The following is a 23,533-nucleotide window of genomic DNA, read 5'->3' as shown; positions in this document are numbered from 1 at the left end:
ATGCTGCCCACGATCCTGGACATCGCGAGTCTGCGCGCGGCCTTCGCCGACCGGAGCCTCGATCCGGTCGGTCTCGCCGAGCTCGTTGCCGAGCGGATGGCGGCCGCGTCCGACCCGGCCATCTTCATCACGCCGGTGCCGCGCGCCGACCTGATCGCGGCGGCCCGCGCCCTGATGCAGGCGCACCCGGAGCCGAATTCCCTGCCGCTCTGGGGCCTGCCCTTCGCCGTCAAGGACAACATCGATGTGGCGGGCCTGCCCACCACCGCCGCCTGCCCGGCCTTCGCCTCCGTGCCGGAGCGCGATGCCGCGGTGGTGGCGCGCCTGAAGGCCGCTGGCGCCCTGGTGACGGGCAAGACCAACCTCGACCAGTTCGCCACCGGCCTGAACGGCACCCGCTCGCCCTACGGTGCCCCGCGCAGCGTGTTCAACCCCGATTTCGTCTCCGGCGGATCGAGTTCCGGTTCGGCCGTGGCCGTGGCGGCGGGGCTCGCCTGTTTCAGTCTCGGCACCGACACCGCCGGCTCCGGCCGTGTGCCGGCGGCCTTCAACAATCTCGTGGGCATCAAGCCGACGCCGGGGGCGCTCAGCACCACCGGCCTCGTCCCGGCCTGCCGCAGCCTCGACTGCATTACGATCTTCTCCGCCACCGTCGGCGACGGCATCGCCGTGCGCCGGATCGCCGAGGGCTTCGATCCGGCCGATCCCTATTCGCGGACCGCGCGGCCGCATCCGCTCCCGGGCACGGGCCTGCGCTTCGGGGTGCTCGGCCCCGCCGAGCGGGAGTTCTACGGCGATGCCGAGACGGCGGCGCTCTACGACGGCGCCATCGCCCGGCTCGAGCGCCTCGGCGGCGTCGCGGTGCCGTTCGACTACGCGCCGTTCCGCGCCATCGCCGCGCTGCTCTATGACGGCCCCTGGGTCGCCGAGCGGCTGGCGGCCATCGCCGAATTCTACGCCGACCACCCCGACGCCCTCGACCCGAGCGTGCGCGCCATCGTCGAATCCGCGAAGCGCTACAGCGCGGTCGACGCCTTCCGCGGCCGCTACGCCTTCGAGGCCCTGAAACGCCGCACCGACACCATCCTGGCCGATCTCGACGTGCTGCTGCTGCCGACCTCCCCGACCATCTACACGGTGGCCGAGATGCAGGCCGAGCCGATCGCGCGGAACAGCCATTTCGGCCGCTACACGAATTTCGCCAACCTGCTCGGCATGGCCGCCATCGCGGTCCCGGCCGGGTTCCGCCGCGACGGGCTGCCGGCCGGCGTGATGCTGGTCGGCCCGGGCTTCAGCGACGAGGCCCTGGCACCCTGGGCCGATGCGCTGCATCGCGCGCTGGGCGCGGGCATGAGCGCGGGCATGAGCGCGGGCATGGGCATCGAGCGCGGGCGCGCCCTACCCGAGGCGAGCCGGGTTCCACCCGTCGCCTCTGGGCAGATCCCCCTGGTGGTGGTCGGCGCCCATCTCACCGGGCTCGCGCTGAACCACCAACTTCAGGATCTCGGCGCCACTTTCCTGCGCGCCACCCGGACGGCGTTCGATTACCGGCTCTACGCCCTGCCCGGCACGGTGCCGCCGAAGCCCGGCCTCGTGCGCGCACCCGGCTTCGATGGCCCGGGCCTGGAGGTCGAGGTCTGGGGCCTCGATCCGGCGGCTTTCGGGCATTTCGCCGCCGCGATCCCGGCGCCGCTCGGCATCGGCAAGATCACCCTGGCCGACGGCGAATCCGTCTCGGGCTTCCTGTGCGAGGCGCATGCGGTGGCGGGCGCCCCCGAGATCACCCGGTACGGGGGCTGGCGCGCCTACCTCGCGGCCGAGTCGGCCTGAGACGGCCCCGGCCGCCCTTGCGAGGGTCGGCGGGCATGCCCTAAACCCCGGGCGCGGCGGGCTCAGGGCCTGCCGGCCGGCTCGGCCAGCCCTGAGCCCGCATCGAAGAGGATCCGGGTTTGCCGCGCATTCTACGCTGTCGCCTCGACCCGTTCAGCCAGATCGAGGCGGACGGTTCCCCCGACACGTGGCGCGCGACCGGGTCGGACCCGCATTTCCGGCTCTGGCCGGCGGCCGGACGCAGGCGTCATCGCGGCGGCTGGGTCCGCATCCGCGCCGACCTCACCGCCCTCGACCGGACCAAGCTCGTCCCGATCCTCTACGTCGATGACGGCAAGGGGTTTCGCGAGACGCTGACCATCCCGCTCGAGGCCGATGCCGCCGGCATCGACAACCTGGTGCACCTGCCCCGTCGCGTCCGCGGCCTGCGCCTCGATCCGATGAGCGGTGCCGGCCGCTTCCACCTCGGCCATGTCAGCCTGACGCATCTCGGCGTCGTCGGCGCCACACTGGAGACCGCCCGTCGACTTCTGGACCGGCTGCCGGCGGAGGCGCGCACGGCCGCCGGCATCGTGTCCGCGATCCGGGCCGCCGCGCGCGAACGACCGGTGCGCGACCTCTGGCGCGACTTCCGCGCCAGCGCCCGGCCGCGCCCCGTGCCAGCCTCCTACACCGCCTGGATCGAGAAGGTCGAAACCCCGTCCCGTCTCAGCGTGGCGGCGATGCGCGCCGAGATCGCGGGTTTTCGCCTGCGTCCGCGCATCTCGATCGTCATGCCGGTCTACGATACGCCGAAGCGCTGGCTGGAGGCCGCCATCGCGTCGGTGCAGGCGCAGGCGTACGAGGATTGGGAACTGTGCCTCTGTGACGACAACTCGCCGGCACCGCATATCTGGCCGATGCTCCAGGCCTACGCCGCCGCCGATCCGCGCATCAAGATCCATCGCCGCGCCACCAACGGCCGCATCTCGGGCGCTTCGAACGACGCCATGGCGCTGGCGACCGGCGCCTACATGACGCTGATGGATCACGACGACCTGATCCCCGACAACGCGCTCTACGCGTTCGCCCGCGTCCTGAACGCCGACGACACGGTCGATTTCATCTACTCGGACGAGGACAAGATCTCGATCGACGGCGTGCGCTACGAGCCGTTCTTCAAGCCGGACTGGTCGCCGGAAGCCCTCGAAGCCTGCATGTACACCGCGCATCTGGCGCTCTACCGCATGGACATCGTCCGGCGGATCGGCGGTTTTCGCGATGCCTGCAACGGCGCGCAGGATTACGACTTCGCCCTGCGCTACACCGAGCACGTCCGCAACGTCGTGCACGTGCCGAAGGTGCTCTATCACTGGCGCGCGATTCCGGGCTCCACCGCCCAGACCATGGACAACAAGGACTACGTCATCGCCGCGGCGATCCGAGGTCTGGAGGACCGTGCCCGGCGCACGGGCGAGCTCGACTTCGCCCGCCCGAGCGCGTTCAAGGGCTGTTTCGAGATGCGGCGCAGGCTGACCGCGCGCCCCCGCGTCTCGATCGTGATTCCCACCGCCGGGCGCGACAGCCTCGTCGGCGGCAAGGCGGTCGATCTCCTCGCCGCCTGCCTCGACAGCGTGGCGGCCCTCAGCACCTACCCCGACATCGAGTTCGTGGTGGTCGACAACGGCGACCTGCGCCCGGCAACCGAGGCGGCCCTCGTCCGCCACGGCGCCCGGCGCGTCACCTGGGCGGAGCCGGTCTTCAACGTGGCCGCCAAGATGAATCTCGGCGCCGCCGCGGCGAGCGGCGAAGTCCTGGTCTTCCTCAACGACGACATCGCCGTCATCACCCCCGACTGGATCGAGGCCCTGCTGGCGCAGCTGCAGATCCCCGGCGTCGGCGCGGTCGGCCCCAAGCTCCTGTTCGAGACCGGCGAGATCCAGCACGCGGGCGTCTCGATCGTCGATGCGACGCCCGACCATGTCCGGCGCGGCTATCCGGGCGACGATCCCGGGCACTTCTTCTCCACGGTGGGAACGCGCAACTATCTCGCGGTCACGGGCGCCTGCGTGATGGTGCGCCGCGCCGACTTCGAGAGTATCGGCGGGTTCGATGCAGGCTTCGCGGTCAATTACAACGACGTCGATCTGTGTCTTCGGCTGCGCGAGCGTAACCTGCGCAGCGTCTACTGCCCGCAGGCCAGCCTCTACCATTACGAGAGTCGCAACCGGGCACGCATCGTCGACCCGGCCGAGCACCGGCGCTTCCGGGATCGCTGGGCGGCGAAGCTCCCCCGCGATCCCTATTATGGCGAATGGTTCGAAGCCCTGCCGCCGACCTTCGAACTCGATCCCGCGCGCTTCTGAGCCTTCGCCGCGCGCGAAGGCTGAATCGGAAAATCTCGAATTGCGAACCGCTCCAAGGTAGGAGCAGTGTCCCGGCTCATCATCGGGATGGCAGCGGTCGATGCCGGCAGGGACGTTCATGGGCGGGGAGGCGACGGTCGCGGTGACCGCGCTCCTGCTCGTGCTCTGCATGGGCCTGTGGGCGAGCGGCCTCGTCGCCGAGATCGTCACCGCGATGCTGTTCTTCGCCGGCGCGATGCTGTTCCGGCTGGCGCCCCCCGCGACCGTGTTCTCGGGGTTCGCCTCCTCGGCGTTCTGGCTGGTCCTGAGCGGCATGGTGGTGGGGCTCGCCATGACGCGGTCCGGCCTCGGCGACCGTCTGGCGCGAAGCCTCTCGGGCCATCTTTCGGCCTCCTACCCGGCTTTCATCGCGGGCATCGTCGCCCTGTCCTTCGCCGTCGCCTTCGTGATGCCATCCAATCTCGGGCGCATCGCCCTGCTGGTCCCCGTCGTCCTCGCCCTCTGCGATGCCTTCGGCCTCGGTGCCGGCCGGGCCGGCCGCCACGGCGCCGTGCTGGCGGTGGGCCTCGCAACCCCCCTCCTCTCGGCCGCGATCCTGCCCGCCAACGTGCCGAATCTCGTGATGGCCGGCACCGCGGAGACGCAGTACGGGCTGCACATCGCCTACCTGCCCTACCTGCTGCTGCACGCACCGGTCCTGGCGCTGGCGAAGGGCGCCCTTCTCGTCCTGGCCATTCTCTGGCTGTTTCCGGATCGGCTCGACCCGGGCTCGACCGGCGCCGCCTCGGCGACCGAGCCCTTACCGCCTGAACCCCTGCGCCCCGAGGCCCGGCGCCTCGCCGTGATCCTGGCCGCCACCCTGGCCTTCTGGGTTACCGACAGCCTGCACAACATCGCCCCCGCCTGGGTCGGCCTCGTCGCGGCGATCCTGTGCCTGATGCCGCGCATCGGCGTTTTGCCGGCCGAGGCCTTCGGCGCGGTCAATCTGCGGACCTGCTTCTACGTCGCCGCGCTCCTCGGCCTCGTCGCCACCGTCAACGAGACCGGGCTCGGCGCCCGCCTCGGTCACGCCCTGCTCCACGTCGCGCCGCTGACGCCCGACGCCCCGGCCGCGAATTTCGCGATCCTGACCGGGCTGGCCTCAATCCTGGCCATCGCGGTCACGGCCAACGGCGCGCCCGCGCTCTACACCGCGCTCGCCGGCGAGATGGCCCGGGCCGGCGGCCTCGACCTGATGGCCGTGGTGATGATCCAGGTCGTGGGCTACTCGACCCTGTTCCTGCCGTATCAGGCGCCGCCCATCGTCCTCGCGATCGATCTCGGAACGGTGCCGCTGCGGGCCGCGACCAAGCTGACACTTGCCATGGGCTTCGCCTCGCTCGTCGTCGTCGCACCCCTGGATTATCTCTGGTGGCGTGCGCTCGGGTGGCTGCCATGAGGGTCCGGTGGACGAATGACGAATCGGCGGCTGTGTCGCATGTGCACTGCAGCAAGCCGGGGTTGCGCATTGGCGGGTGCCCGCTAGCACTTTAGAGACAGTCCAAATTTTTCTTGTGGCCCATCTGAAAAAAGGATGGCGCCGCCCAGTCGAGGACCTTCCGCACGATGGCTCCCACCGTCCGTCCCACGGTCGCCCAACCGCTCTCGCCCCATCTCCAGATCTACCGCTGGACCTGGACCATGGCGATGTCGGTGTTCCATCGCATCACCGGCACCGCCCTCTATGGCGGCTCGGCCCTGGTGGCGATCTGGCTGGTGGCCCTCGCCTCGGGTCCGGGCGCCTACGGCACCGTGGCCTGGTTCTTCGGTTCGATCGTCGGGCGCCTCGTGCTGTTCGTCTACACCTGGATCCTGATGCACCACATGCTCGGGGGCCTGCGCCACTTCATCTGGGATTTCGGCCACGGCCTCGACCGGGAGCGCCGCATGTGGCTCGCTCGCGGCACGCTCATCGGCTCCGTGATCCTGACTGTCCTGATCTGGGCGCTCGCCCTCGTGCTGCGCTGAGGAGCCGTCCCGATGGTCGATAACCGCCAGAACACCAACGTCACCATGCGTACGCCGCGCGCCCGCGTGAAGGGCCTCGGCGCCTCCGGCCACGGCGCCGGCCATTGGTGGCTGCAGCGGCTCACCGCCGCCTCCAACGCTCCCCTGATGATCGCGTTCGTGGTCATCGTCGCGCTGATGGCCAATCGCCCCTACCCCGAGGCGATCGCCCTGATGTCGCACCCGGCGGTTGCGCTCATCCTGATCCTCGCCGTGATCTCGGTCACGCTCCACATGAGGATCGGCATGCAGGTCGTCATCGAGGATTACGTCCAACACAAGGGACTGAAGCTCGCGGCCTTCTTCGCCAACAATTTCTACGCGGTCATCGTCGCCGTCGCCTGCCTGTACGCGATCCTCCGCGTCAGCCTCGGCAAGCTCGTCTAGCCCGGCACGCTCATCTGACCCGCATCCCGAACCCGAAGGATCTGCCCATGGCCACCAACGGAACCGCCACCAACGGAACCGCCAGCAACGGCAACGGCGCCCCCGCCTACACCATCAACGACCACACCTTCGACGTGGTGGTGGTCGGCGCCGGCGGCGCGGGCCTGCGCGCCACCGTGGGCTGCTCCCAGGCCGGCCTGCGTACCGCCTGCATCTCCAAGGTGTTTCCGACCCGGTCGCACACCGTGGCGGCCCAGGGCGGCATCTCGGCCTCCCTCGGCAATATGGGACCGGACGACTGGCGCTGGCACATGTACGACACCGTGAAGGGGTCGGACTGGCTCGGTGACCAGGACGCGATCGAGTACCTCGTGCGCAACGCCCCGGCGGCGGTCTACGAACTGGAGCATTGGGGCGTGCCCTTCTCCAGAACCGAAGAGGGCAAGATCTATCAGCGCCCGTTCGGCGGCATGACCACCGATTACGGCAAGGGCACCGCCCAGCGCACCTGCGCGGCGGCCGACCGCACCGGCCACGCCATGCTGCACACCCTCTACGGGCAGGCGGTGAAGAACCACACCAACTTCTTCATCGAGTACTTCGCCCTCGACCTGATCATGGACGAGGAGGGCCGCTGCCTCGGCGTCATCGCCATCGACCAGGCCAGCGGCGAGATCCACCGTTTCCGCGCCCAGCAGACCATCCTGGCCACCGGCGGCTACGGCCGCTCGTACTTCTCGGCCACCTCCGCCCATACCTGCACCGGCGACGGCAACGCCATGGTGCTGCGCGCCGGCCTGCCGCTGCAGGACATGGAATTCGTGCAGTTCCACCCCACCGGCATCTACGGCGCCGGCTGCCTGATCACCGAGGGCGCCCGCGGCGAGGGCGGCTACCTGACCAATTCCGAGGGCGAGCGCTTCATGGAGCGCTACGCTCCCTCGGCCAAGGACCTCGCCTCCCGCGATGTGGTCTCGCGCTCGATGACCATGGAAATTCGGGCCGGGCGCGGCGTCGGCAAGTCCAACGACCACATCTACCTGCACCTCGACCATCTCGACCCAGCCATCCTGCACCAGCGCCTGCCGGGCATCTCCGAATCGGCCAAGATCTTCGCGGGCGTCGACGTCACCAAGGAGCCGATCCCGGTGCTGCCGACGGTCCACTACAACATGGGCGGCATCCCGACGAACTATCATGGCGAGGTGCTGACCCTGAAGAACGGCAACCCCGATACGGTGGTGCCGGGCCTGATGGCGCTGGGCGAGGCGGCCTGCGTCTCGGTGCACGGCGCCAACCGGCTCGGCTCGAACTCGCTGATCGACCTCGTGGTGTTCGGCCGGGCCGCCGGGCTGCGCTGCGCCGAGATCGTCGAGCCGGGCGCCCGCCAGATGGACCTGCCGAAGGACTCCGCCGACAAGGCGCTCGCCCGCCTCGACCGCTTCCGCTACGCCAACGGTGGCACCCCGACCGCGCAGCTGCGTGCCGAGATGCAGAAGACCATGCAGAACAACTGCGCGGTGTTCCGCACCGGCGAGGTTCTGGAGGAGGGCAAGACCCTCATCCACAAGGTCGCCGACGGCATTCCGGACATCCACGTCAACGACCGCTCGCTGATCTGGAACACCGACCTCCTCGAGACCCTGGAATTCGACAACCTGATCGGTCAGGCCGTCGTCACCATGGAATCGGCGGCCAACCGCAAGGAGAGCCGCGGCGCCCATGCCCGCGAGGACTTCCCAGACCGCGACGACAAGGAATGGATGAAGCACACGCTCGCCTGGATGGACGACACGTCGAAGCAGGTCAGCATCGATTACCGCCCGGTTCACACCTACACGATGTCGAACGAGATCCAGTACATCGAGCCGAAGGCACGGGTGTATTGAGGACCACGGACTGGAGGCCCTCGCCATGGGCGAACTGATGATCAGGAACGTCGACGACGAGACTGTCCAGCAGATCTCGTCTCGGGCGAGGCGACATGGTCGTTCGATCGAGCATGAGGTTCTCACCCTGCTGCGCGACGGCCTCGCTGCGGAGCGTGCGGTGGTACTGCAGGACCGGGTGGCGCGCGTCGCGCGGATTGCCGCGATGGTTCCGAAATCGATCATGCAGACCGACAGTGTGGACCTGATCCGGGAGGATCGCGACAGGTGAGGTTCGTGATCGACACGTCGGTGGCGGTGAAGTGGTTCCTTCCGGAATCAGGGCACGACACCGCCGTGGCGCTGCTTGCGACGGAGGCCACGCTTCAGGCCCCCGACCTGATCTTCACGGAATTCGCCAGGGCGCTGCAAAAGAAGATTCGCCTCGGAGAGGCGGATTGGGAGGTGGCCAAAGAAAGCTGTGCGGCCCTTCCGCACCTGTTCGTATCCATTTCCCCGACCCTCGTTCTGTTCCAAAGGGCACTGGAGATCGCCGTGGCCATGAGCCACCCCGTTCAGGACTGCATCTTCCTCGCCTGTGCTGAACAGGCGGGATCATGCGTCGTCACCGCCGATCTGAAGCTGATCGAGAAAGCAACCGAACGCAATTTCGGCCATCTGCTGCTTGGCCTTGAGAACGCCGTGTCGGCGGCATCACGGAGTCAGGCATGGGTTGCGATTCCACAGGATCGCATCGACGGCATCGTCAGCTTGAGCGCTCAGGTCGTTGCAACCTTCGAACCTCTACGCGGGTCGTCCGCGGCATTGACCGAGCGCTACGTTTTCGTTCCGGCAAACGTTTCCGGTCCTGCCGTCGAGGCGCCGGACTTCCTACGACTCAAAAGCCTGATTGCAGATCTGCCGATTTCGGATCTGCGAGATCTCGTCACTGTCTGCTGGCTCGGACGCGGCTTCGACGGTGGTGATTGGATCGACATCCGGGAGCAGGCGGAACGCCTGATCGGCCCCGAGGACCGGAATTACGTGCTCTCGCTCGTCAGCTACCTGTCCGCAGGTCTCGAACGCGCCCGGGCCTCTCCATTCTCTCCAGATATGCACAGGGGTTCCTGATGGCTGAATTCACCCTTCCCAAGAACTCCAGGGTCACCGAGGGCAAGACCTGGCCTCGGCCCGCGGGGGCCAACAACCTTCAGGAATTCCGGATCTATCGCTGGAATCCCGACGACGGGAAGAACCCGCGCGTCGACGTCTACCAGGTCGACCGGGACGATTGCGGGCCGATGGTGCTCGACGCCCTGTTGTGGATCAAGAGCAAGGTCGACTCGACCCTGGTGTTCCGCCGCTCCTGTCGCGAGGGCATCTGCGGCTCCTGCGCCATGAACATCGAGGGCCAGAACGCGCTGGCCTGCACCATGGGCATCGACGAGTGCCAGGAGCACGCCAAGGGCAAGAAGACCGGCGCGGTGCGGATCTACCCGCTGCCGCACATGCCGGTGCTGAAGGACCTCGTTCCGGACCTGACCAACTTCTTCGCTCAGCACGCCTCGATCGAGCCCTGGCTCCAGACCGAGACGCCCGCGCCCGAGGGCGAGTGGAAGCAGACCCCCGAGGACCGGGCGCAGCTCGACGGCCTGTACGAGTGCATCCTCTGCGCCTGCTGCACCACCTCGTGCCCGAGTTACTGGTGGAACGGTGATCGCTTCCTCGGCCCGGCCGCCCTGCTCCAAGCCTATCGCTGGTTGATCGACAGCCGCGACGAGAGCACCGGCGAGCGCCTCGACGCCCTGCACGATCCGTTCCGGCTCTATCGCTGCCACACGATCATGAACTGCGCCAACGCCTGCCCGAAGAGCCTGAACCCGGCCAAGGCCATCGCGGAGATCAAGAAGATGATGATCGCCCGAGAGGTGTAGCTTTTCCCTCTCCTTGTAAGACTCACTGAAAAGGGCGCGCGGTTCTGAACCGCGCGCCCTTTTTAATTGTCCATTGCCCGATGTTCGTAGCCTGCCCTGAGGCCGCGCAGCGGCCTCAGGGTGGCGGCGTCCTACTCGGCGGGTGCGTGGTGCGGCACGTGCACGGCACCGGGCTCGGCCTCCGACCGGATGCCCTCGGTGGCGTCCTTGCGCCGGAAGATCCGCATCACCACCACGAAGAACACCGGCACGAACAGCACGGCCAGCACGGTGGCCGAGACCATGCCGCCGAGCACGCCGGTGCCGATCGCCTGCTGGCTCTTCGAGGCCGCGCCGGTGGCGATCGCCAGCGGCACCACGCCGAAGATGAAGGCCAGCGAGGTCATCACGATCGGCCGGAAGCGCAGCGTCGCCGCCTCGATGGTCGCGTCCACCAGGGAGGTCCCGGGCTTCCACAGGTCCTTGGCGAATTCCACGATCAGGATCGCGTTCTTGGCCGAGAGACCGATGATCGTGATGATGCCGATCTTGAAGTAGACGTCGTTGGGCAGACCGCGCAGGTAGACCGCCGCCACCGAGCCGATCACCCCGAGCGGGATCACGAGCAGCACCGAGAACGGGATCGACCAACTCTCGTAGAGCGCGGCGAGGCACAGAAACACGATCAGGATCGACAGCCCGAGCAGCAGCGAGGCCTGCGAGCCCGCCTGCTTCTCCTGCAGCGACTGACCGGTCCAGGCGTAGCCGAAGCCTTTCGGCAGCTGCTCCATCAGCCGCTCCATCTCGTTGAGCGCGTCGCCCGAGGTGTAGCCCGGGGCCGGCTCGCCGGTGATGCGGACCGACTGGTAGCCGTTGAAGCCGATGATCTGGGCCGGGCCGACGCCCCATTTCAGGTCGGCGAAGGAGGACATCGGCACCATGGTGCCGGAGGCGTTCTTCACCCCGTAATTCAGGATGTCGGCCGCCTTCAGGCGCTGCGCGTCTTCCGCCTGGACGATGACGCGCTGCATCTTGCCCCGATTGGGGAAGTCGTTGGTGTAGACCGAGCCGAGGTTGACCTGGATGGTGTTGTTGATCTCCTCGAAATCGACCCCGAGGGCGGCCGCCTTCTCGCGGTCGATGACGAGTTCCGCCTGCGGCGCCGGGGGCAGGCCCTCGACATAGACCTTCTGCAGGACGGGGCTCTTGCGGGCGAGCGACAGCAACTGCTCCTGGGCCGCCATCAGGGCCGAGTAGCCCTTCTGCGCGCGGTCCTGGAGTCGGAAGCTGAAGCCGGAGGCGTTGCCGAGGTTGTCGATCGGCGGCGGCTCGAGGGCCTGGATCACCGCGTCCTTGTAGGATGCCAGCGCCTTGTTGGTGCCCTCGATCAGCTTGGCGGCCGAGTTGTCGGCATCGCGCTCGCCCCAGGGCTTCAGGGTGACGAAGGCCTGTGAGGTGACCTGTCCCTGGCCCGAGAACGAGAAGCCGTTGACGACGGTCACGGTGGCGACGCCCGGCTGCGCCAGGAGATGTTCCTCGACCTTCTTCACCGCCGCCTCGGTGCGGTTGAAGGAGGAGCCGGGCGGGGTTTGGATGTCGACGGTGAAGAAGCCCTGGTCCTCCACCGGCAGGAAGCCCTCCGGCAGGCGCAGGAAGGCGTAGCCGAGGCCGATGACCAGGGCGAGGTAGACCAGCATGACCCGGCCGGAGCGCTTGATCAGGCCGGCGACGCCGCGGCCGTAGCGGGCGGTCTCGCGGTCCACCACCCGGTTGAACCAGCCGAAGATGCCGCCCTTGGAATGGCCGTGGCCCTTCTCGATCGGCTTCAGCAGGGTGGCGCACAGGGCCGGGGTCAGCGACAGGGCCAGCAGCGCCGAGAAGGCGATCGAGGTCACCATCGCGATGGAGAACTGGCGGTAGATGATGCCGACCGAGCCGGGGAAGAACGCCATCGGGATGAACACCGCGATCAGCACCAGGGTAATGCCGATGATGGCGCCGGTGATCTGGGTCATCGCCTTGCGGGTGGCCTCCTTCGGGGAGAGGCCCTCCTCGTTCATGATGCGCTCGACGTTCTCGACCACCACGATGGCGTCGTCGACGAGGATACCGATGGCCAGCACCATGCCGAACATGGTGAGCACGTTCACCGAGAAGCCGGCGAGCAGCATCACCGTGCAGGTGCCCATCAGGGCGATCGGGACCACGATGGTGGGGATCAGCGTGTAGCGGATGTTCTGGAGGAAGACGAACATCACGATAAAGACCAACACCACCGCCTCGACCAGGGTGTGCAGAACCTTCTCGATGGAGGCCTCGACCGCCGGGGTGATGTCGTAGGGGATGTCCCACTTCACGTTCGACGGGAAGAACTGCGACAGCTCCTCCATCTTGGCGCGGATGGCCGAGGCGGTCTGGAGGGCGTTGCCGTCGGGGGCCAGGGTCACCGAGATGCCGGCGGCCTCGCCGCCGTCGAGGCGGGTGGTGAACTTGTAGTCCTCGCCGCCGAGCTCGATCCGGGCGACGTCGCGCAGGCGCACGTTGGAGCCGTCGGAATTGGCGCGCAGCACGATGGCGCCGAACTCCTCCGGCGCGGTCATCTGGCCCTTCACGATGATGGGGAAGTTGACCGGGTTGCTCTGCGGGCTGGGCATCGCGCCGACGGCGCCGGACGCGATCTGGACGTTCTGGTTGGAGATCGCCTTCGACACGTCGGAGGCGTTGAGCGACAGGCCGCGCAGCTTGTCGGAATCGATCCAGATGCGCAGGCTGCGCTCGGTGGAATACAGCGTCGCGCGCCCGACGCCCGGGATGCGGCGGATCTCGTTGATGACGTTGCGGATCAGGAAGTCGCCGAGGGCGATCTCGTCCATCGATTTGTCGGGCGAGACCAGGGTGATGATCTGCAGGGTCGCGGCGGAGGCCTCCTCCACCAGGGTGCCCTGCTGGCGCACCTCCGCCGGCAGGCGGGCCTCGACGCGCTTGAGGCGGTTCTGCACCTCGACGCCCGCGAGGCTCGAATCGGTGCCGGGCTGGAATTGCGCGGTGATCTCGACCACGCCGAAGGCGTCGCTGGCCGATTCGAAGCTGAGGATGTTGGCGGCACCGTTCAGCTCATCCTCGATGAGCCGGGTGGTGCCGGTGTAGAGGTTCTCCACCGACGCGCCCGGATAGGCGGTCGAGAGCGCGATGGAGGGCGGCGCGATCACGGGATACTGCGCCACCGGCAATTGCGGGATCGTGAGCAGGCCGCCCAGGATGATGAAGAGGGCGACGACCCAGGCGAAGACCGGCCGGTCGATGAAGAAGCGAGCCATGGTTCAGCGCACCTGCGACACGGGCTTGGGGGCAGCCGTATTGGGTGCCGCCGTCTGGGGCGACGCGGGCTTGGGCGACGCGGGCTTGGGCGCCGCGAGCTTGGGCGCGCCCGGCGCCTCGGCGGCCTCGGGCTCCGGAACTTCGGTGTCGCGGGGCTTCGGCTCGGCGTCGGCGGTGGCGACCCGCAGCTCGACGGTCTTCACCTGCTGGCCGGCGGTGATCTTCTGCACGCCCTCGACGACCACGCGGTCGCCGGCCTTCAGGCCGGAGCGGATGACCCACTGGTTGTCGACCACCGGGCCGACCTCCACCGGCTGAAGCATGACCTTGCTGTCGTCGCGCACCACCCAGACCTCGGCTTTGCCGTCGTTGGTCCGCTGGATCGCCTGCTGCGGCACCGCGAGCGCATCGGTGTCGATGCCCTGCTTGATGCGGGCACGCACGTACATGCCGGGGAAGAGCTCGTCGTGCGGGTTCGGGAACAACACGCGCAGGGTCACCTGCCCGGTGCTCGGATCGGCGGTGACATCGGAGAACAGCAGCTTGCCGGCCGAGCCGTAGAGCGTCCCGTCATCCATGATGAGGTGGACGTTGGCGGTGTCGGCCGAGAGGCGCGAGAGTTCGCCGCTGGCGAGATCCCGGCGCAGCTTGTTCAGCTCGCCGACCGACTGGGTGATGTCGACGTAGATCGGGTCGAGCTGCTGGATGGTGGCGAGGTTGGCGGCGCCGCCCTGCTCCACCAGGGTGCCCTCGGTGAGCAGCGCGCGGCCGATGCGGCCGGAGATCGGGGCGCGGACATCGGTGTAGCCAAGATTGAGCTTGGCCCGGTCGCGCGTCGCCTTGGCGCCCGCGACCTCGGCCTGGGCCTGCTTCAGGCCCGCATAGGCGGCGTCGTATTGCGCCTGACTCGCGGTCTGGCGCGAGAGCAGCTGCTCCAGGCGGTCGGCCTGCTGTCCGGCGAGGACCTGCGCGGCCTCGGTCCGGGCCAAGGCGGCCTCGGCGCTCTGCAGCTCGACCTCGAACGGGGCCGGGTCGATCTTGTAGAGAACGTCGCCTTCCTTGACCAAGCTGCCCTGCTCGAAGGTGCGCTTCACCACGAGGCCGGAGACGCGCGAGCGCACCTCGGCGATGCGCAGCGGCGCGACGCGGCCCGGCAGGTCGCGCACGTAGGGAATCGGCTGTTCGCGGACGGTGACGATGCTGACTTCGGGCACCGGTCCGGGGACCGGGGCCGCCGCCTGCTGTTTCTGATTGCAGGCCGATAGGGCGACCAGGACGATGCCCGCGGCGAGCGCGGTCGGCCGGGCCCCGAACAGGCGGTGGTTGAAAGACGTCACGATCGCGTCGCTCCTGCGCAATTCCGGCGGATGGCCCGCAGACACGGGCCGGCATCGCCGCGTTCAAGGTCCGGGCCCCCTGATCGCCGCGCGCGGCTGGGGCCATGGCAAGCGCCGGGCCATTCTGCATGGCCGGACGTGGGGTGGTGGCGGTCACAGGTGCGGCGGCTTGGCCCGTGCCCAGGGGGCGCGGATCGGCCGGACCCGGTCCGAATCGTCCGATGACGAGGCTGGGATGGCGCACAATCTGGGCGTTCCGACGACGCAGGTTGTATTCGACACGAAAAAGTCAGGTCGAATCCTGCGTCCGCCGGAAAGCGGCAGACGGTTCAGGCCGGAAGGACGAGCCTGGGGGGCCGATCGGGGGGCGCGACCGCCCGTGTGGCGGGCGCCGGCAGGACGCGCGGCAGGACGAGGCGATCCGTCCGGTGCTCGGTCGCCTGCGGAATGCGCAGGGCCGCGACGTTGCTGTAGCTGTCGTCGAGGTCGATCAACGCGGCCGAGATGCGCAGGTTCGTGTCCCGATTCGGCGGCAGCGTCGAAGAGGCCATCACGGCCTGACGCTCGAAACCGCGCGGGACCTCGCCCGCCATCCGCAGGAGCGGCAGCACGGCGCAGACCAGAAGCAGCATCGCGAGGAGACCCGACGCGAGCACGCCGAAAGCCCGCAGGACCGGGCGCGCCAGGATCGGCGAAGCCCGAAGACGCCCGGGCGAAGCCGGGACGCGCTCGGGCGAAGCCGGTTCGGCGGCGCGCGCGGTATGGAAATCTGCGGAACTCACGGTTCCGAGTCTGGGGTCAAAGGGCCTTGGCCGCAAGTTCCTGCGGCATTGTGTCAGGGCGGACGGGCGGATCGGAGAGCCCGAGTCGCGGGCGTTGCCGGGATCACACAGGGGCGGCGCCTTCGATCCCGGCTCGGTTGACCGCCCTCTCCCATCCCGCCAAGGCTCTCGCCCTCGACCACATGCCTTCCGGACACGCCGGGCGCTCGCGCCTGCGCTCCCCCGGTTTTCGGCTGGAGGACAGACCATGCAGACGCGCCGCGCTCTCGCCGCATCCGCCCTGGCGGCGGCCCTGACCCTGGCGACCGGACCGGCCTTCGCCGGCAACCCGTTCGACAGCGGGCCGATCGCCGACTTCATGAACATCTTCAAGGAGCAGGCGATCCCGCGCGAGACCGTCGCCTGGAAGGGCGCCGAGAAGCCCGGCACCATCGTGGTCTCCACGAGTCAGCGCCGGCTCTTCTACGTGCTCGGCGGCGGCCAGGCCGTGCGCTACGGTGTCGGCGTCGGCCGCCAGGGCTTCTCGTGGTCCGGCGAGAAGACGGTGACGATGAAGAAGGAATGGCCGGATTGGCGCCCGCCGGCGCAGATGCTGGCGCGCCGGCCCGACCTGCCGCGCTTCATGGCCGGCGGCCAGGACAACCCGCTCGGTGCCCGCGCCCTCTATCTCGGCTCCTCGCTCTACCGCATCCACGGCTCGAACGAGCCCGAGACGATGGGCGCCGCCGTCTCGTCCGGCTGCATCCGCATGACCAACAAGGACATCGTCGACCTCTACGATCGCGCCAAGGTCGGCACCAAGGTCGTCGTCCGCAACTGAGGACGGCCACCACCCCGGCGAGACCGCCGCCGGCCGGCCTCGCTGGACCTGAGACGTGAGGACGGAATGATCTTCGGAGTCGATATCGGCCTGATCGCGGGTCTGTTCGCGGTCGCGCTGGCGGCCGGCTGCGTCGACGCAATCGCGGGCGGCGGCGGCCTCCTGACCCTGCCGGCTCTGCTGCTCGCCGGTCTCGATCCCGTCTCCGCCATCGCGACCAACAAGCTCCAGGGCAGCGCCGGCGCGGTCTCCTCCACCCTCGCCTTCGCCCGCCGCCGCCTGATCCACTGGCCGGACGCCTGGAAAATCGCGGTGAGCGCCGGCTGCGCCTCCATCGCGGGCGCGCTCTGCGTCAGCCTGCTGCCGCGGCCGGTTCTCGACGCGGCCGTGCCCATCCTTCTGGTGGCGATCGCGATCTACTTCGCCACCGCCAAGCGCATGAGCAACGAGGACGCCACCGCCCGCATCACGCCGAACTGGTTCGCCCTGACCTGGGCGCCGGCGGTTGGCTTCTATGATGGCGTGTTCGGTCCCGGTGCCGGGGCCTTCTACATGATCGGCTTCGTCACCCTGCTGGGGCTCGGCGTGGTGAAGGGCACCGCCCACACCAAGCTCGCCAACGCGGCGAGCAACCTCGGCAGCCTCGCCCTGTTCGCGCTCGGCGGCCACGTGGTCTGGGCCATCGGTCTGGTGATGGCGGTGGGCGCCTTCCTCGGCGCGCAGATCGGCTCGCGCCTGGCGATCCGCATGGGCGCCCGCCTGATCCGTCCCCTCCTCGTCACCATCGCGTGCCTGATGGCTCTGCGCCTCCTGTCCGATCCGGCCAATCCGCTGCGCCGCGCCGTGGCCGGATGGTTCGGGGGGTGATCGCCGAACGCGGTCGCCAGTAAAGCCGAGGGCTTAGCGAGCTTCGCTGCACGTCGGTGTCTCGGCGGGATGGCGTCACGCTTTCCGCGTCGCCAGGACATGCGCCACGATCGCGTTGGCATGTCCATGGCCCATGCCATGCTCGGTCTTCAGCATCGCGACGAGTTCCATGTGCCTCGCCGGAAGCCTGTCGAGAACGATCTGCTGCCAGAAGGCGATGGGCCGGCCATACGTCTTCTCGATCGACGGGAAATAGGAGGCCGGACCTTTGGTCGTCTCGGTTGCCACGGCGCGTCGTCCTTCGCGTGCAGACGGATGACTTCAATGTGAACAAGCCAACCTGAACACATCCTGCCGTCTTCTCAACCATTGCGCGGAGCCGGTCGGGTCACGGGCGGCCGGGCCGAAGGTAGCGAGCGACGCGCTGGCCGGTGAAGCTGGCGACCCAGACCTCGCCGCCGACCCCGAGGGCTCCGGTCGCGCCGCCGAAGCGGGAATCCCCGCCGCGCACGACGACACGGGTCGCCAGGGTTTCGGGATCGACCTCCACCACCGTGAAGGCCATCGGGCACGGCCGTCCGGCGGCCTCGCAGCCGAACACCGCGCGCGGCGTCGCGTTCTGGCCTGCCAGCAGCAGGCGTCCATCCGATCCCCAGCGCAGGTTGTCCGGAAGGAAGTCGAGGTCGACAGCGGTGATGCCGCCCTCCCCCGTCAGCGGGAAGCGCCAGAGCCGGCGCGTGGCCCATTCGGACACGATCACGAAGCGGCCATCGCGGGTGAGTTCGATCCCGTTGGCACCGGAGAGCGGGCGTGGGGCGATCGAAGCCCATCCGCCCTCGGGCGACCAGTGCCAGACCCCGCCGGTGGGCGTGCCGGCCTCGAATTTCGCCAGGAAGTCCGGATCGCCGGGATCGAACATGCTGGTCACGACGAAGCCGCCCTCCGGGGTCGGCGCGATGCCGTTGCCCCAGGTGCCCGGCGGCATCGCCACCCGGCGCACGGCCCGTCCGCGCGGGCCGGAGGGCGTCACCGCGAGATCGAAGATGTCGACCGCTTCGCCCGCGCCGTGATCGACGACGTAGAGCTCGAACGCGCCCGGGCCGGTGGCCCGGGTGTTGATGCCGTGGGGTGAGAACGTGCCGGCGACGGGGGCGCCCGTCAGCATGTCCGCCGAGGGAAACAGGGCGAAAGGCGGGCGGTCCGGATGCTCCGCATCCACGACGGAGAGGCGGCCGCCGCCGCCCCGGGGCGACGGCATGCTGCTGACGACGATCCAGGCGGTTCCGTCGAGGCGCACGAGATCCTCGGGATGGGGAACGTTCTCCACGAAGGCGTAGGGGGGCGTCGCGTGGTCCATGGCTGTTTCCGGTCGGGATGCGGGCGCTCAGGGTCCATCGCCGCAACTTTGGAAACAATGGCTCGCCCGGGACTGGCACTGCGGACGGATACGCTATGATCCCACACATGGACCGCCTCGCCGCCCTTACCGCCTTCGTCCGCACCGCCGATGCCCGCAGCTTCGCAGCCGCCGCCCGCACCCTCGGGCTGTCCCCGTCGGCCATCGGCAAGAGCGTCGCCAAGCTGGAAGCCGAATTGGGCGTCCGCCTGCTCCAGCGCACCACCCGGAGCGTCAGCCTCACGGCGGAAGGCGCCCTGTTCCTCGAACCGTGCCGCAGGGCGCTCGATGCCTTGGCCGAGGCGGATCTCGCCGTCAGCGCGGTGGCGTCGTCCCCACGCGGACGGCTGCGACTGAGCCTGCCGACGATCGGGTATCGCTTCCTGGTGCCGCTGTTGCCGCGCTTCGCCCGACTCTATCCCGACATCCGGCTCGATCTCGATTTCAGCGATCGGATGGTGGATCTGGTCGAGGAAGGCTTCGATGCCGCGATCCGCAGCGGCGTGCCGGCGGATTCGCGCATGGTCGCGCGCCGGATCGGCGGTTTCCGGATGGTGCTGTGCGCGGCGCCGTCCTACCTCGCGCGGGCCGGAACCCCCCGTGCCGTCGACGATCTGAGCGCCCATGCCTGCCTGCGCTTCCGGCAGGCATCGGCGGCGAACCCGCAGCCCTGGGTCCTGCGCGGTATGGCCGCGACGGCCGCCGACGCCTTTCCGACCCCCCTCGTCGCCAGCAACATGGAGGCCCTGCGCGCCGCCGCCATCGCGGGTCTGGGGATCGCCGCGATGCCGCGCTTCCTGGCCGCCGAGGCGCTGTCACAGGGCGCGCTGACGGAAGTCCTTCCGGAGGCTCTGGCCGAGGGCGGCGATTTCTGGCTCGTCTGGCCCTCGAACCGCCACCTGTCGCCGAAGCTCCGCGTCTTCGTCGACTTTCTGGTCGCGAATTTCGACGCGGATCAGCGCGGCATGAAGGCCCAGTAATCCAGGTCGAGGATGACCGATGGGTCGTAGCCGTCGCCGGTCTTGTCGGGGTGGTTGCCGCAGGGCTGGTTCTTGGTGGCGACGGTGCGCAGGCGCAGGGCGCCGATGTCGGTGCGGCCGGGCAGGTCGGCGGTCTCCAGCACCTCGCTCCAGGCATAGACGGTGTCGCCGGCAAACAGAGGGGCCACGTGGCGCCCGGCATTGATGCCCGCCAGCGCGAAGGCGTTGCCCAAACCGTTGAAGCTGAGGGCGCGCGCGAGCGAGATCACGACGCCGCCGTAGATCAGGCGCCGACCGAAACGGGTGTCCTTGGCCGCGTAGCCGTCAAAATGCACCTTGGCGGTGTTCTGGTACAGGCGCGTGGCGATCTGGTGCTCGGCCTCCTCCACGGTCACGCCGTCGACATGGTCGATCTTCTCGCCCACCACGTAGTCGCCGAAGCGGTGCGGCGAGCCGGCGAGTTCGACGTCGTAGGCGCCCGGATTCAGGGGCGGCAGGGCGCTCGCGAGGTCGGCCGGGTCCACCACCTTGGCGAAGGTCGGCACGTGCTCCTGCGCGATCGTCGCCTCGGGGTCGCGCTTCTTCACCAGCACCCAGCGGCAATAGCTCAGCACGGTCTCGCCCTGGGCGTCCGAGCCGGTGGAGCGCACGTAGACCACGCCGGTCTGGCGATTCGAGCTCTCCTTAAGGCCGATGACTTCCGACACGGTCGAGAGGGTCTCGCCCGGATAGACCGGCCGGCGGAAGCCGCCCTCGGCGTAGCCGAGATTGGCCAGCGCGTTGAGGGAGATGTCCGGCACGGTCTTGCCGAAGACCACGTGGAAGGTGAGGAGGTCGTCGAGCGGGCTCTGCGGATAGCCGATGGCGCGCGCGAAGGCGTCCGAGGATTGCACGGCGAAGCGGGGGCCGTAGAGCGCGGTGTAGAGCGCGACGTCGCCGAGGGTCACCGTGCGCGGGGTGGCATGGCGGATGGTTTCGCCGAGGCGGTAATCCTCGAAGAAGCGGCCGGGATTGGTCTTCATGATTCGGGCGTCCCTCGAACGGCGCGGCGGCTCGCGTTTCTTGTTGTGTCGGGCTGGGCGGCGAACCGGGACCGGCTCGCCGCCACGGTGCCGGGTCAGCCCGGATAGACGACGGTCTGGGTCGGCACGAACTCGTGCAGCAGGCGGCTCGCGAACAGCAGAAGCAGCACCAGCACGATCGGCGAGAGGTCGACGCCGCCGAGGTTCGGGAGAATGTTGCGGATCGGGCGCAGCACCGGCTCGGTGAGGCGGTAGAGCACCTCACCGATCTGCGACACGATCGGATTGCGCACGTTCACCACGTTGAACGCGACGAGCCAGCTCAGGACCGCGCTGGCGATGAGGACGTAGATGTAGAGCTGCACGACGGTGTCGAAGAGCCAGATGAAGGCGTTCATGCGCGGAAACGATGTCCTCGTGGCCCGCGCTCGCGGGACGCATCACGCGCACGCAAAGCTGCAGGATTTCTGGAATTGACAGGTCGACGTGGGCAAGCCTAAAAGGCCGCCACCCCGGAACGGGGCTGTAGCTCAGATGGGAGAGCGCCGCAATCGCACTGCGGAGGTCAGCGGTTCGATCCCGCTCAGCTCCACCAGGTTACCCCCAGGCGCGGGGGCTGCCGGTGGTTTTTTCCAACACCCTGCTCGCGAGACTCCGCGACGGCCGATCCGGTCCGGTCAGTCGTGCTTGAGCGGATCGTGGCCCCAGTTCATCAGCGACAGGCGCCAGGGCGAGTCCTTCACCGCGCTCTTGTCCTCCGGGCCGCCCTGCTTCAGGTGGCGGTGGACGTAGCCGACGACCTTCGCCATGTGGGCGTAATCGTCGTCGCTGAGATCGGCTTTCTTGGTCCTCAGCAGCGCGACGATGCGCCGGCCCTCGCGATGGCCCGTGGCCTCGCCGCCGCCCGTCTTCTGTCCGACGGACTGGCTCTCGTCCGTCTCCAGGTAGGCTTCCAGCTTGGCCGGGGTCATGTTCACGGCTTCGTGGAAGGCCGCGTAGGTTTCGGCGTGGTCGTCGGCCTTGGCCATAGTGTCGTCTCCCGAAAAGTCGGGCGAGAAACCGGGGCGAAACCCCGCGGGTTCCGCGCCCGCGACGGCGCGACCCGCACGCCTGGCCTCAGGCGATCAGCCAGGCCACCGCCATCACGCCGGCGAGGAAGATCCCGTACGTCGCCAGGACGGCGACGATCTCACGGTGCTGGATGACGAGGTTTTCAGAGGCGGACAGCATGGCGATATGGCCGGGTGTGGAACGAACCCACTCATGTCACGGTCGCCCTGAAAATTCGATGATCCCGACTACGGTGCCGGCGAGGAAATTGCCGATGTCTCCCGGCCGCCACAGCCGGGTCCGGCGACCCCCGTCGAGCCTCAGGCGGGAACGCCGGAGGGCTGGTCGAACAGGAAGCCGTCGATCGCCGGAATGGTGACGGCGAGGCCGGCCCCGGCGCCGTAGCTCGCCTTGGTGAGGCGCCACGGCGAATCGGTCCGCGCCCGGATGGCCTCGGAGGGACGCAGGCGGCGCGCCGTGCCGTCGGTCGCGATCTCTTCGATCGTTACGAAGCCGTAGACCTGGAGCCGGGCCGCGATGAGCTTCGTCTCTCGGTCGCCGGCCGCCACCGGGAGGCTGCCGGTGGCGTAGACCGAATCCATCAGCGCGCGCTGCTCGCTGCGGCGGGCCGCCAGACCACCCCGGGGTGCGGCCGCTTCCGTGTGCTGGGTGCGAAGGGCGCGTCGGAAGGGAACCACATTGTCCATCGTCGCCGGAACGCTGCCCATACGCCACTGTCCTCACGCTGTGCCCGAAGGCCGGGGAACGCCCCCTGATGATCCCTTGATTTCGATGGTTCCGCTTAATGGGCCGCTAACGCTGCCGGACGGCGGCGTCCCGTTTCCGGGCCATCGCGTTCCAGAGGCCCCGCGCGATGCGGCGATCGTCCGCGCGCGGGATGGTTTACGGTCCCGCGGAATCGGGGCAGACACGGCGGAAGCGGTCAAAACCGGGCGTTTCCGCGCCCGGCGGCGGCCCTGCCGAAGGACGCGTCATGGCATCCATCTTCGAGGCCCACAGCTTCGCGATCGTCGCGCATGCGGGACAGATCGATAAGGGCGGGCAGCCCTATATCCGGCACCTGGAGCGCGTCGCCAACGCCTCCGTGGCGCGGGCGGGCCATGCCAAGTCGGTGGATCGCCTCGCCCTCGATCCGATGCAGGTGATGCAGGCGGCGATCCTGCACGACGTCCTCGAGGACACCCCGACGACGCCGGTGGCCCTGCGCGCCGAAGGTTTCCCGGATGCGGTGATCGCGATGGTCGTGATGCTGACCAAGCCGCCGGAGCCGATGCCCTACGACGCACGCATCGCCGCGCTGATCGCCAAGGGCAATCTCGGTGCGATCCTGATCAAGATGTCCGACACCGAGGACAATCTCAGCCCGGACCGCACTCTCAAGGGCGGCGAAGCGCGGCGCGCGGCCTATGCCGAGGCCTTCGGTCGCCTGAAGGCGGCCGCCGCGTCCCTCGGCTACACGGGTGCCTGACGGCCCGACGACAAACGGCCCCACAGCCGTTCAGGCTGCGGGGCCGGATGTCACGAGGCGGCCCGTTCGCGAACGACCGGGCC

Annotated in this window: 22 protein-coding genes and 1 tRNA gene; 14 read left to right on the top strand and 9 right to left on the bottom strand. The window is 68.8% G+C overall.

All coding sequences use genetic code 11. The features are described 5' to 3' along the window. The 9 genes from atzF (at position 1) to ACV7NL_RS12630 (ending at position 10,410) form a co-directional block, all read left to right on the top strand. Positions 1-1,830, top strand: a complete 1,830-nt coding sequence (gene atzF / locus ACV7NL_RS12670; protein WP_463355859.1) for an allophanate hydrolase — start codon at positions 1-3, stop codon at positions 1,828-1,830. A 119-nt stretch (positions 1,831-1,949) separates the two neighbouring features. Continuing rightward, entirely contained in the window at positions 1,950-4,175 is a 2,226-nt protein-coding gene (locus ACV7NL_RS12665) for a glycosyltransferase family 2 protein (RefSeq protein ID WP_244476785.1), read from the top strand. 118 nt (positions 4,176-4,293) lie between these two features. Next, the gene (locus tag ACV7NL_RS12660) at positions 4,294-5,613 is read left to right on the top strand and encodes an SLC13 family permease (protein ID WP_463357118.1); all 1,320 of its coding nucleotides are present in this window, start codon (positions 4,294-4,296) and stop codon (positions 5,611-5,613) included. 167 nt (positions 5,614-5,780) lie between these two features. Beyond that, positions 5,781-6,182: a succinate dehydrogenase, cytochrome b556 subunit gene (gene sdhC, locus ACV7NL_RS12655; protein WP_056180262.1), complete on the top strand. Its 402-nt coding sequence runs from the start codon at positions 5,781-5,783 to the stop codon at positions 6,180-6,182. A gap of 12 nt (positions 6,183-6,194) precedes the next feature. Next, entirely contained in the window at positions 6,195-6,608 is a 414-nt protein-coding gene (gene sdhD / locus ACV7NL_RS12650; protein ID WP_463355858.1) for a succinate dehydrogenase, hydrophobic membrane anchor protein, read from the top strand. Positions 6,609-6,655: 47 nt separating this feature from the next. Beyond that, a complete protein-coding gene (gene sdhA, locus ACV7NL_RS12645) occupies positions 6,656-8,497 on the top strand; it encodes a succinate dehydrogenase flavoprotein subunit (protein WP_463355857.1) in 1,842 nt (613 codons plus the stop codon). A 25-nt stretch (positions 8,498-8,522) separates the two neighbouring features. After that, entirely contained in the window at positions 8,523-8,768 is a 246-nt protein-coding gene (locus ACV7NL_RS12640; RefSeq protein WP_056180274.1) for a FitA-like ribbon-helix-helix domain-containing protein, read from the top strand. Between the two features lie 5 nt (positions 8,769-8,773). Next, the gene (locus ACV7NL_RS12635; protein WP_463355856.1) at positions 8,774-9,607 is read left to right on the top strand and encodes a type II toxin-antitoxin system VapC family toxin; all 834 of its coding nucleotides are present in this window, start codon (positions 8,774-8,776) and stop codon (positions 9,605-9,607) included. Beyond that, a complete protein-coding gene (locus ACV7NL_RS12630) occupies positions 9,607-10,410 on the top strand; it encodes a succinate dehydrogenase iron-sulfur subunit (protein WP_056180281.1) in 804 nt (267 codons plus the stop codon). The genes ACV7NL_RS12635 and ACV7NL_RS12630 overlap by 1 nt, the downstream gene beginning before the upstream one ends. A 131-nt stretch (positions 10,411-10,541) precedes the next feature. On the opposite strand, the gene ACV7NL_RS12625 is transcribed toward ACV7NL_RS12630, so the two are convergent. The 3 genes from ACV7NL_RS12625 to ACV7NL_RS12615 form a co-directional block, all read right to left on the bottom strand. Continuing rightward, positions 10,542-13,706, bottom strand: a complete 3,165-nt coding sequence (locus ACV7NL_RS12625; protein WP_056180284.1) for a multidrug efflux RND transporter permease subunit — start codon at positions 13,704-13,706, stop codon at positions 10,542-10,544. A gap of 3 nt (positions 13,707-13,709) precedes the next feature. Next, positions 13,710-15,023 (bottom strand): efflux RND transporter periplasmic adaptor subunit, encoded by a 1,314-nt coding sequence (locus ACV7NL_RS12620; RefSeq protein WP_463357117.1) that lies wholly within the window; start codon positions 15,021-15,023, stop codon positions 13,710-13,712. Between the two features lie 350 nt (positions 15,024-15,373). Then, entirely contained in the window at positions 15,374-15,826 is a 453-nt protein-coding gene (locus ACV7NL_RS12615) for a hypothetical protein (protein WP_463355855.1), read from the bottom strand. Positions 15,827-16,073: 247 nt separating this feature from the next. Here ACV7NL_RS12615 and ACV7NL_RS12610 point away from each other — a divergent pair, with 247 nt between their 5' ends. Beyond that, on the top strand, positions 16,074-16,646 hold the full coding sequence (locus tag ACV7NL_RS12610) for a L,D-transpeptidase (RefSeq protein WP_056180290.1): 573 nt from the start codon (positions 16,074-16,076) through the stop codon (positions 16,644-16,646). A 66-nt stretch (positions 16,647-16,712) separates the two neighbouring features. Further along, complete coding sequence (locus ACV7NL_RS12605; protein WP_056180294.1) at positions 16,713-17,513, top strand: TSUP family transporter; 801 nt, start codon at positions 16,713-16,715, stop codon at positions 17,511-17,513. 75 nt (positions 17,514-17,588) lie between these two features. Here the strand turns inward: ACV7NL_RS12605 and ACV7NL_RS12600 are convergent, their stop codons facing one another. Further along, the gene (locus ACV7NL_RS12600; protein WP_056180297.1) at positions 17,589-17,801 is read right to left on the bottom strand and encodes a DUF4287 domain-containing protein; all 213 of its coding nucleotides are present in this window, start codon (positions 17,799-17,801) and stop codon (positions 17,589-17,591) included. Between the two features lie 100 nt (positions 17,802-17,901). Continuing rightward, on the bottom strand, positions 17,902-18,870 hold the full coding sequence (locus ACV7NL_RS12595; protein ID WP_463355854.1) for an SMP-30/gluconolactonase/LRE family protein: 969 nt from the start codon (positions 18,868-18,870) through the stop codon (positions 17,902-17,904). Positions 18,871-18,977: 107 nt separating this feature from the next. Between ACV7NL_RS12595 and ACV7NL_RS12590 the strand changes: the two genes are divergently transcribed. After that, positions 18,978-19,889 carry a LysR family transcriptional regulator gene (locus ACV7NL_RS12590; protein WP_463355853.1) on the top strand — a complete coding sequence of 304 codons (912 nt, stop codon included), beginning with the start codon at positions 18,978-18,980 and terminating at the stop codon, positions 19,887-19,889. Here the strand turns inward: ACV7NL_RS12590 and ACV7NL_RS12585 are convergent. Both ACV7NL_RS12585 and ACV7NL_RS12580 read right to left on the bottom strand, forming a co-directional pair. After that, on the bottom strand, positions 19,865-20,911 hold the full coding sequence (locus tag ACV7NL_RS12585) for a MaoC family dehydratase (protein ID WP_463355852.1): 1,047 nt from the start codon (positions 20,909-20,911) through the stop codon (positions 19,865-19,867). The genes ACV7NL_RS12590 and ACV7NL_RS12585 overlap by 25 nt on opposite strands. Positions 20,912-21,006: 95 nt before the next feature. Beyond that, positions 21,007-21,309: a YggT family protein gene (locus ACV7NL_RS12580; protein WP_056180307.1), complete on the bottom strand. Its 303-nt coding sequence runs from the start codon at positions 21,307-21,309 to the stop codon at positions 21,007-21,009. Between the two features lie 121 nt (positions 21,310-21,430). On the opposite strand from ACV7NL_RS12580, the gene ACV7NL_RS12575 reads away from it, so the two are divergent. Next, positions 21,431-21,506, top strand: a tRNA-Ala gene (locus ACV7NL_RS12575). An 82-nt stretch (positions 21,507-21,588) separates the two neighbouring features. On the opposite strand, the gene ACV7NL_RS12570 is transcribed toward ACV7NL_RS12575, so the two are convergent. Beyond that, positions 21,589-21,939 carry a DUF3140 domain-containing protein gene (locus tag ACV7NL_RS12570; RefSeq protein ID WP_463355851.1) on the bottom strand — a complete coding sequence of 117 codons (351 nt, stop codon included), beginning with the start codon at positions 21,937-21,939 and terminating at the stop codon, positions 21,589-21,591. 342 nt (positions 21,940-22,281) lie between these two features. Then, complete coding sequence (locus ACV7NL_RS12565) at positions 22,282-22,689, bottom strand: hypothetical protein (protein WP_056180313.1); 408 nt, start codon at positions 22,687-22,689, stop codon at positions 22,282-22,284. Between the two features lie 266 nt (positions 22,690-22,955). Here ACV7NL_RS12565 and ACV7NL_RS12560 point away from each other — a divergent pair, with 266 nt between their 5' ends. After that, the gene (locus ACV7NL_RS12560) at positions 22,956-23,450 is read left to right on the top strand and encodes an HD domain-containing protein (protein WP_463355850.1); all 495 of its coding nucleotides are present in this window, start codon (positions 22,956-22,958) and stop codon (positions 23,448-23,450) included. Positions 23,451-23,533: the final 83 nt, after the last annotated feature.

It is taken from the genome of Methylobacterium sp. Ger2507 (assembly GCF_055231875.1).
Note: the sequence above shows the minus strand (reverse complement) of the source record. Positions and strands in the feature narration are given on the sequence as shown.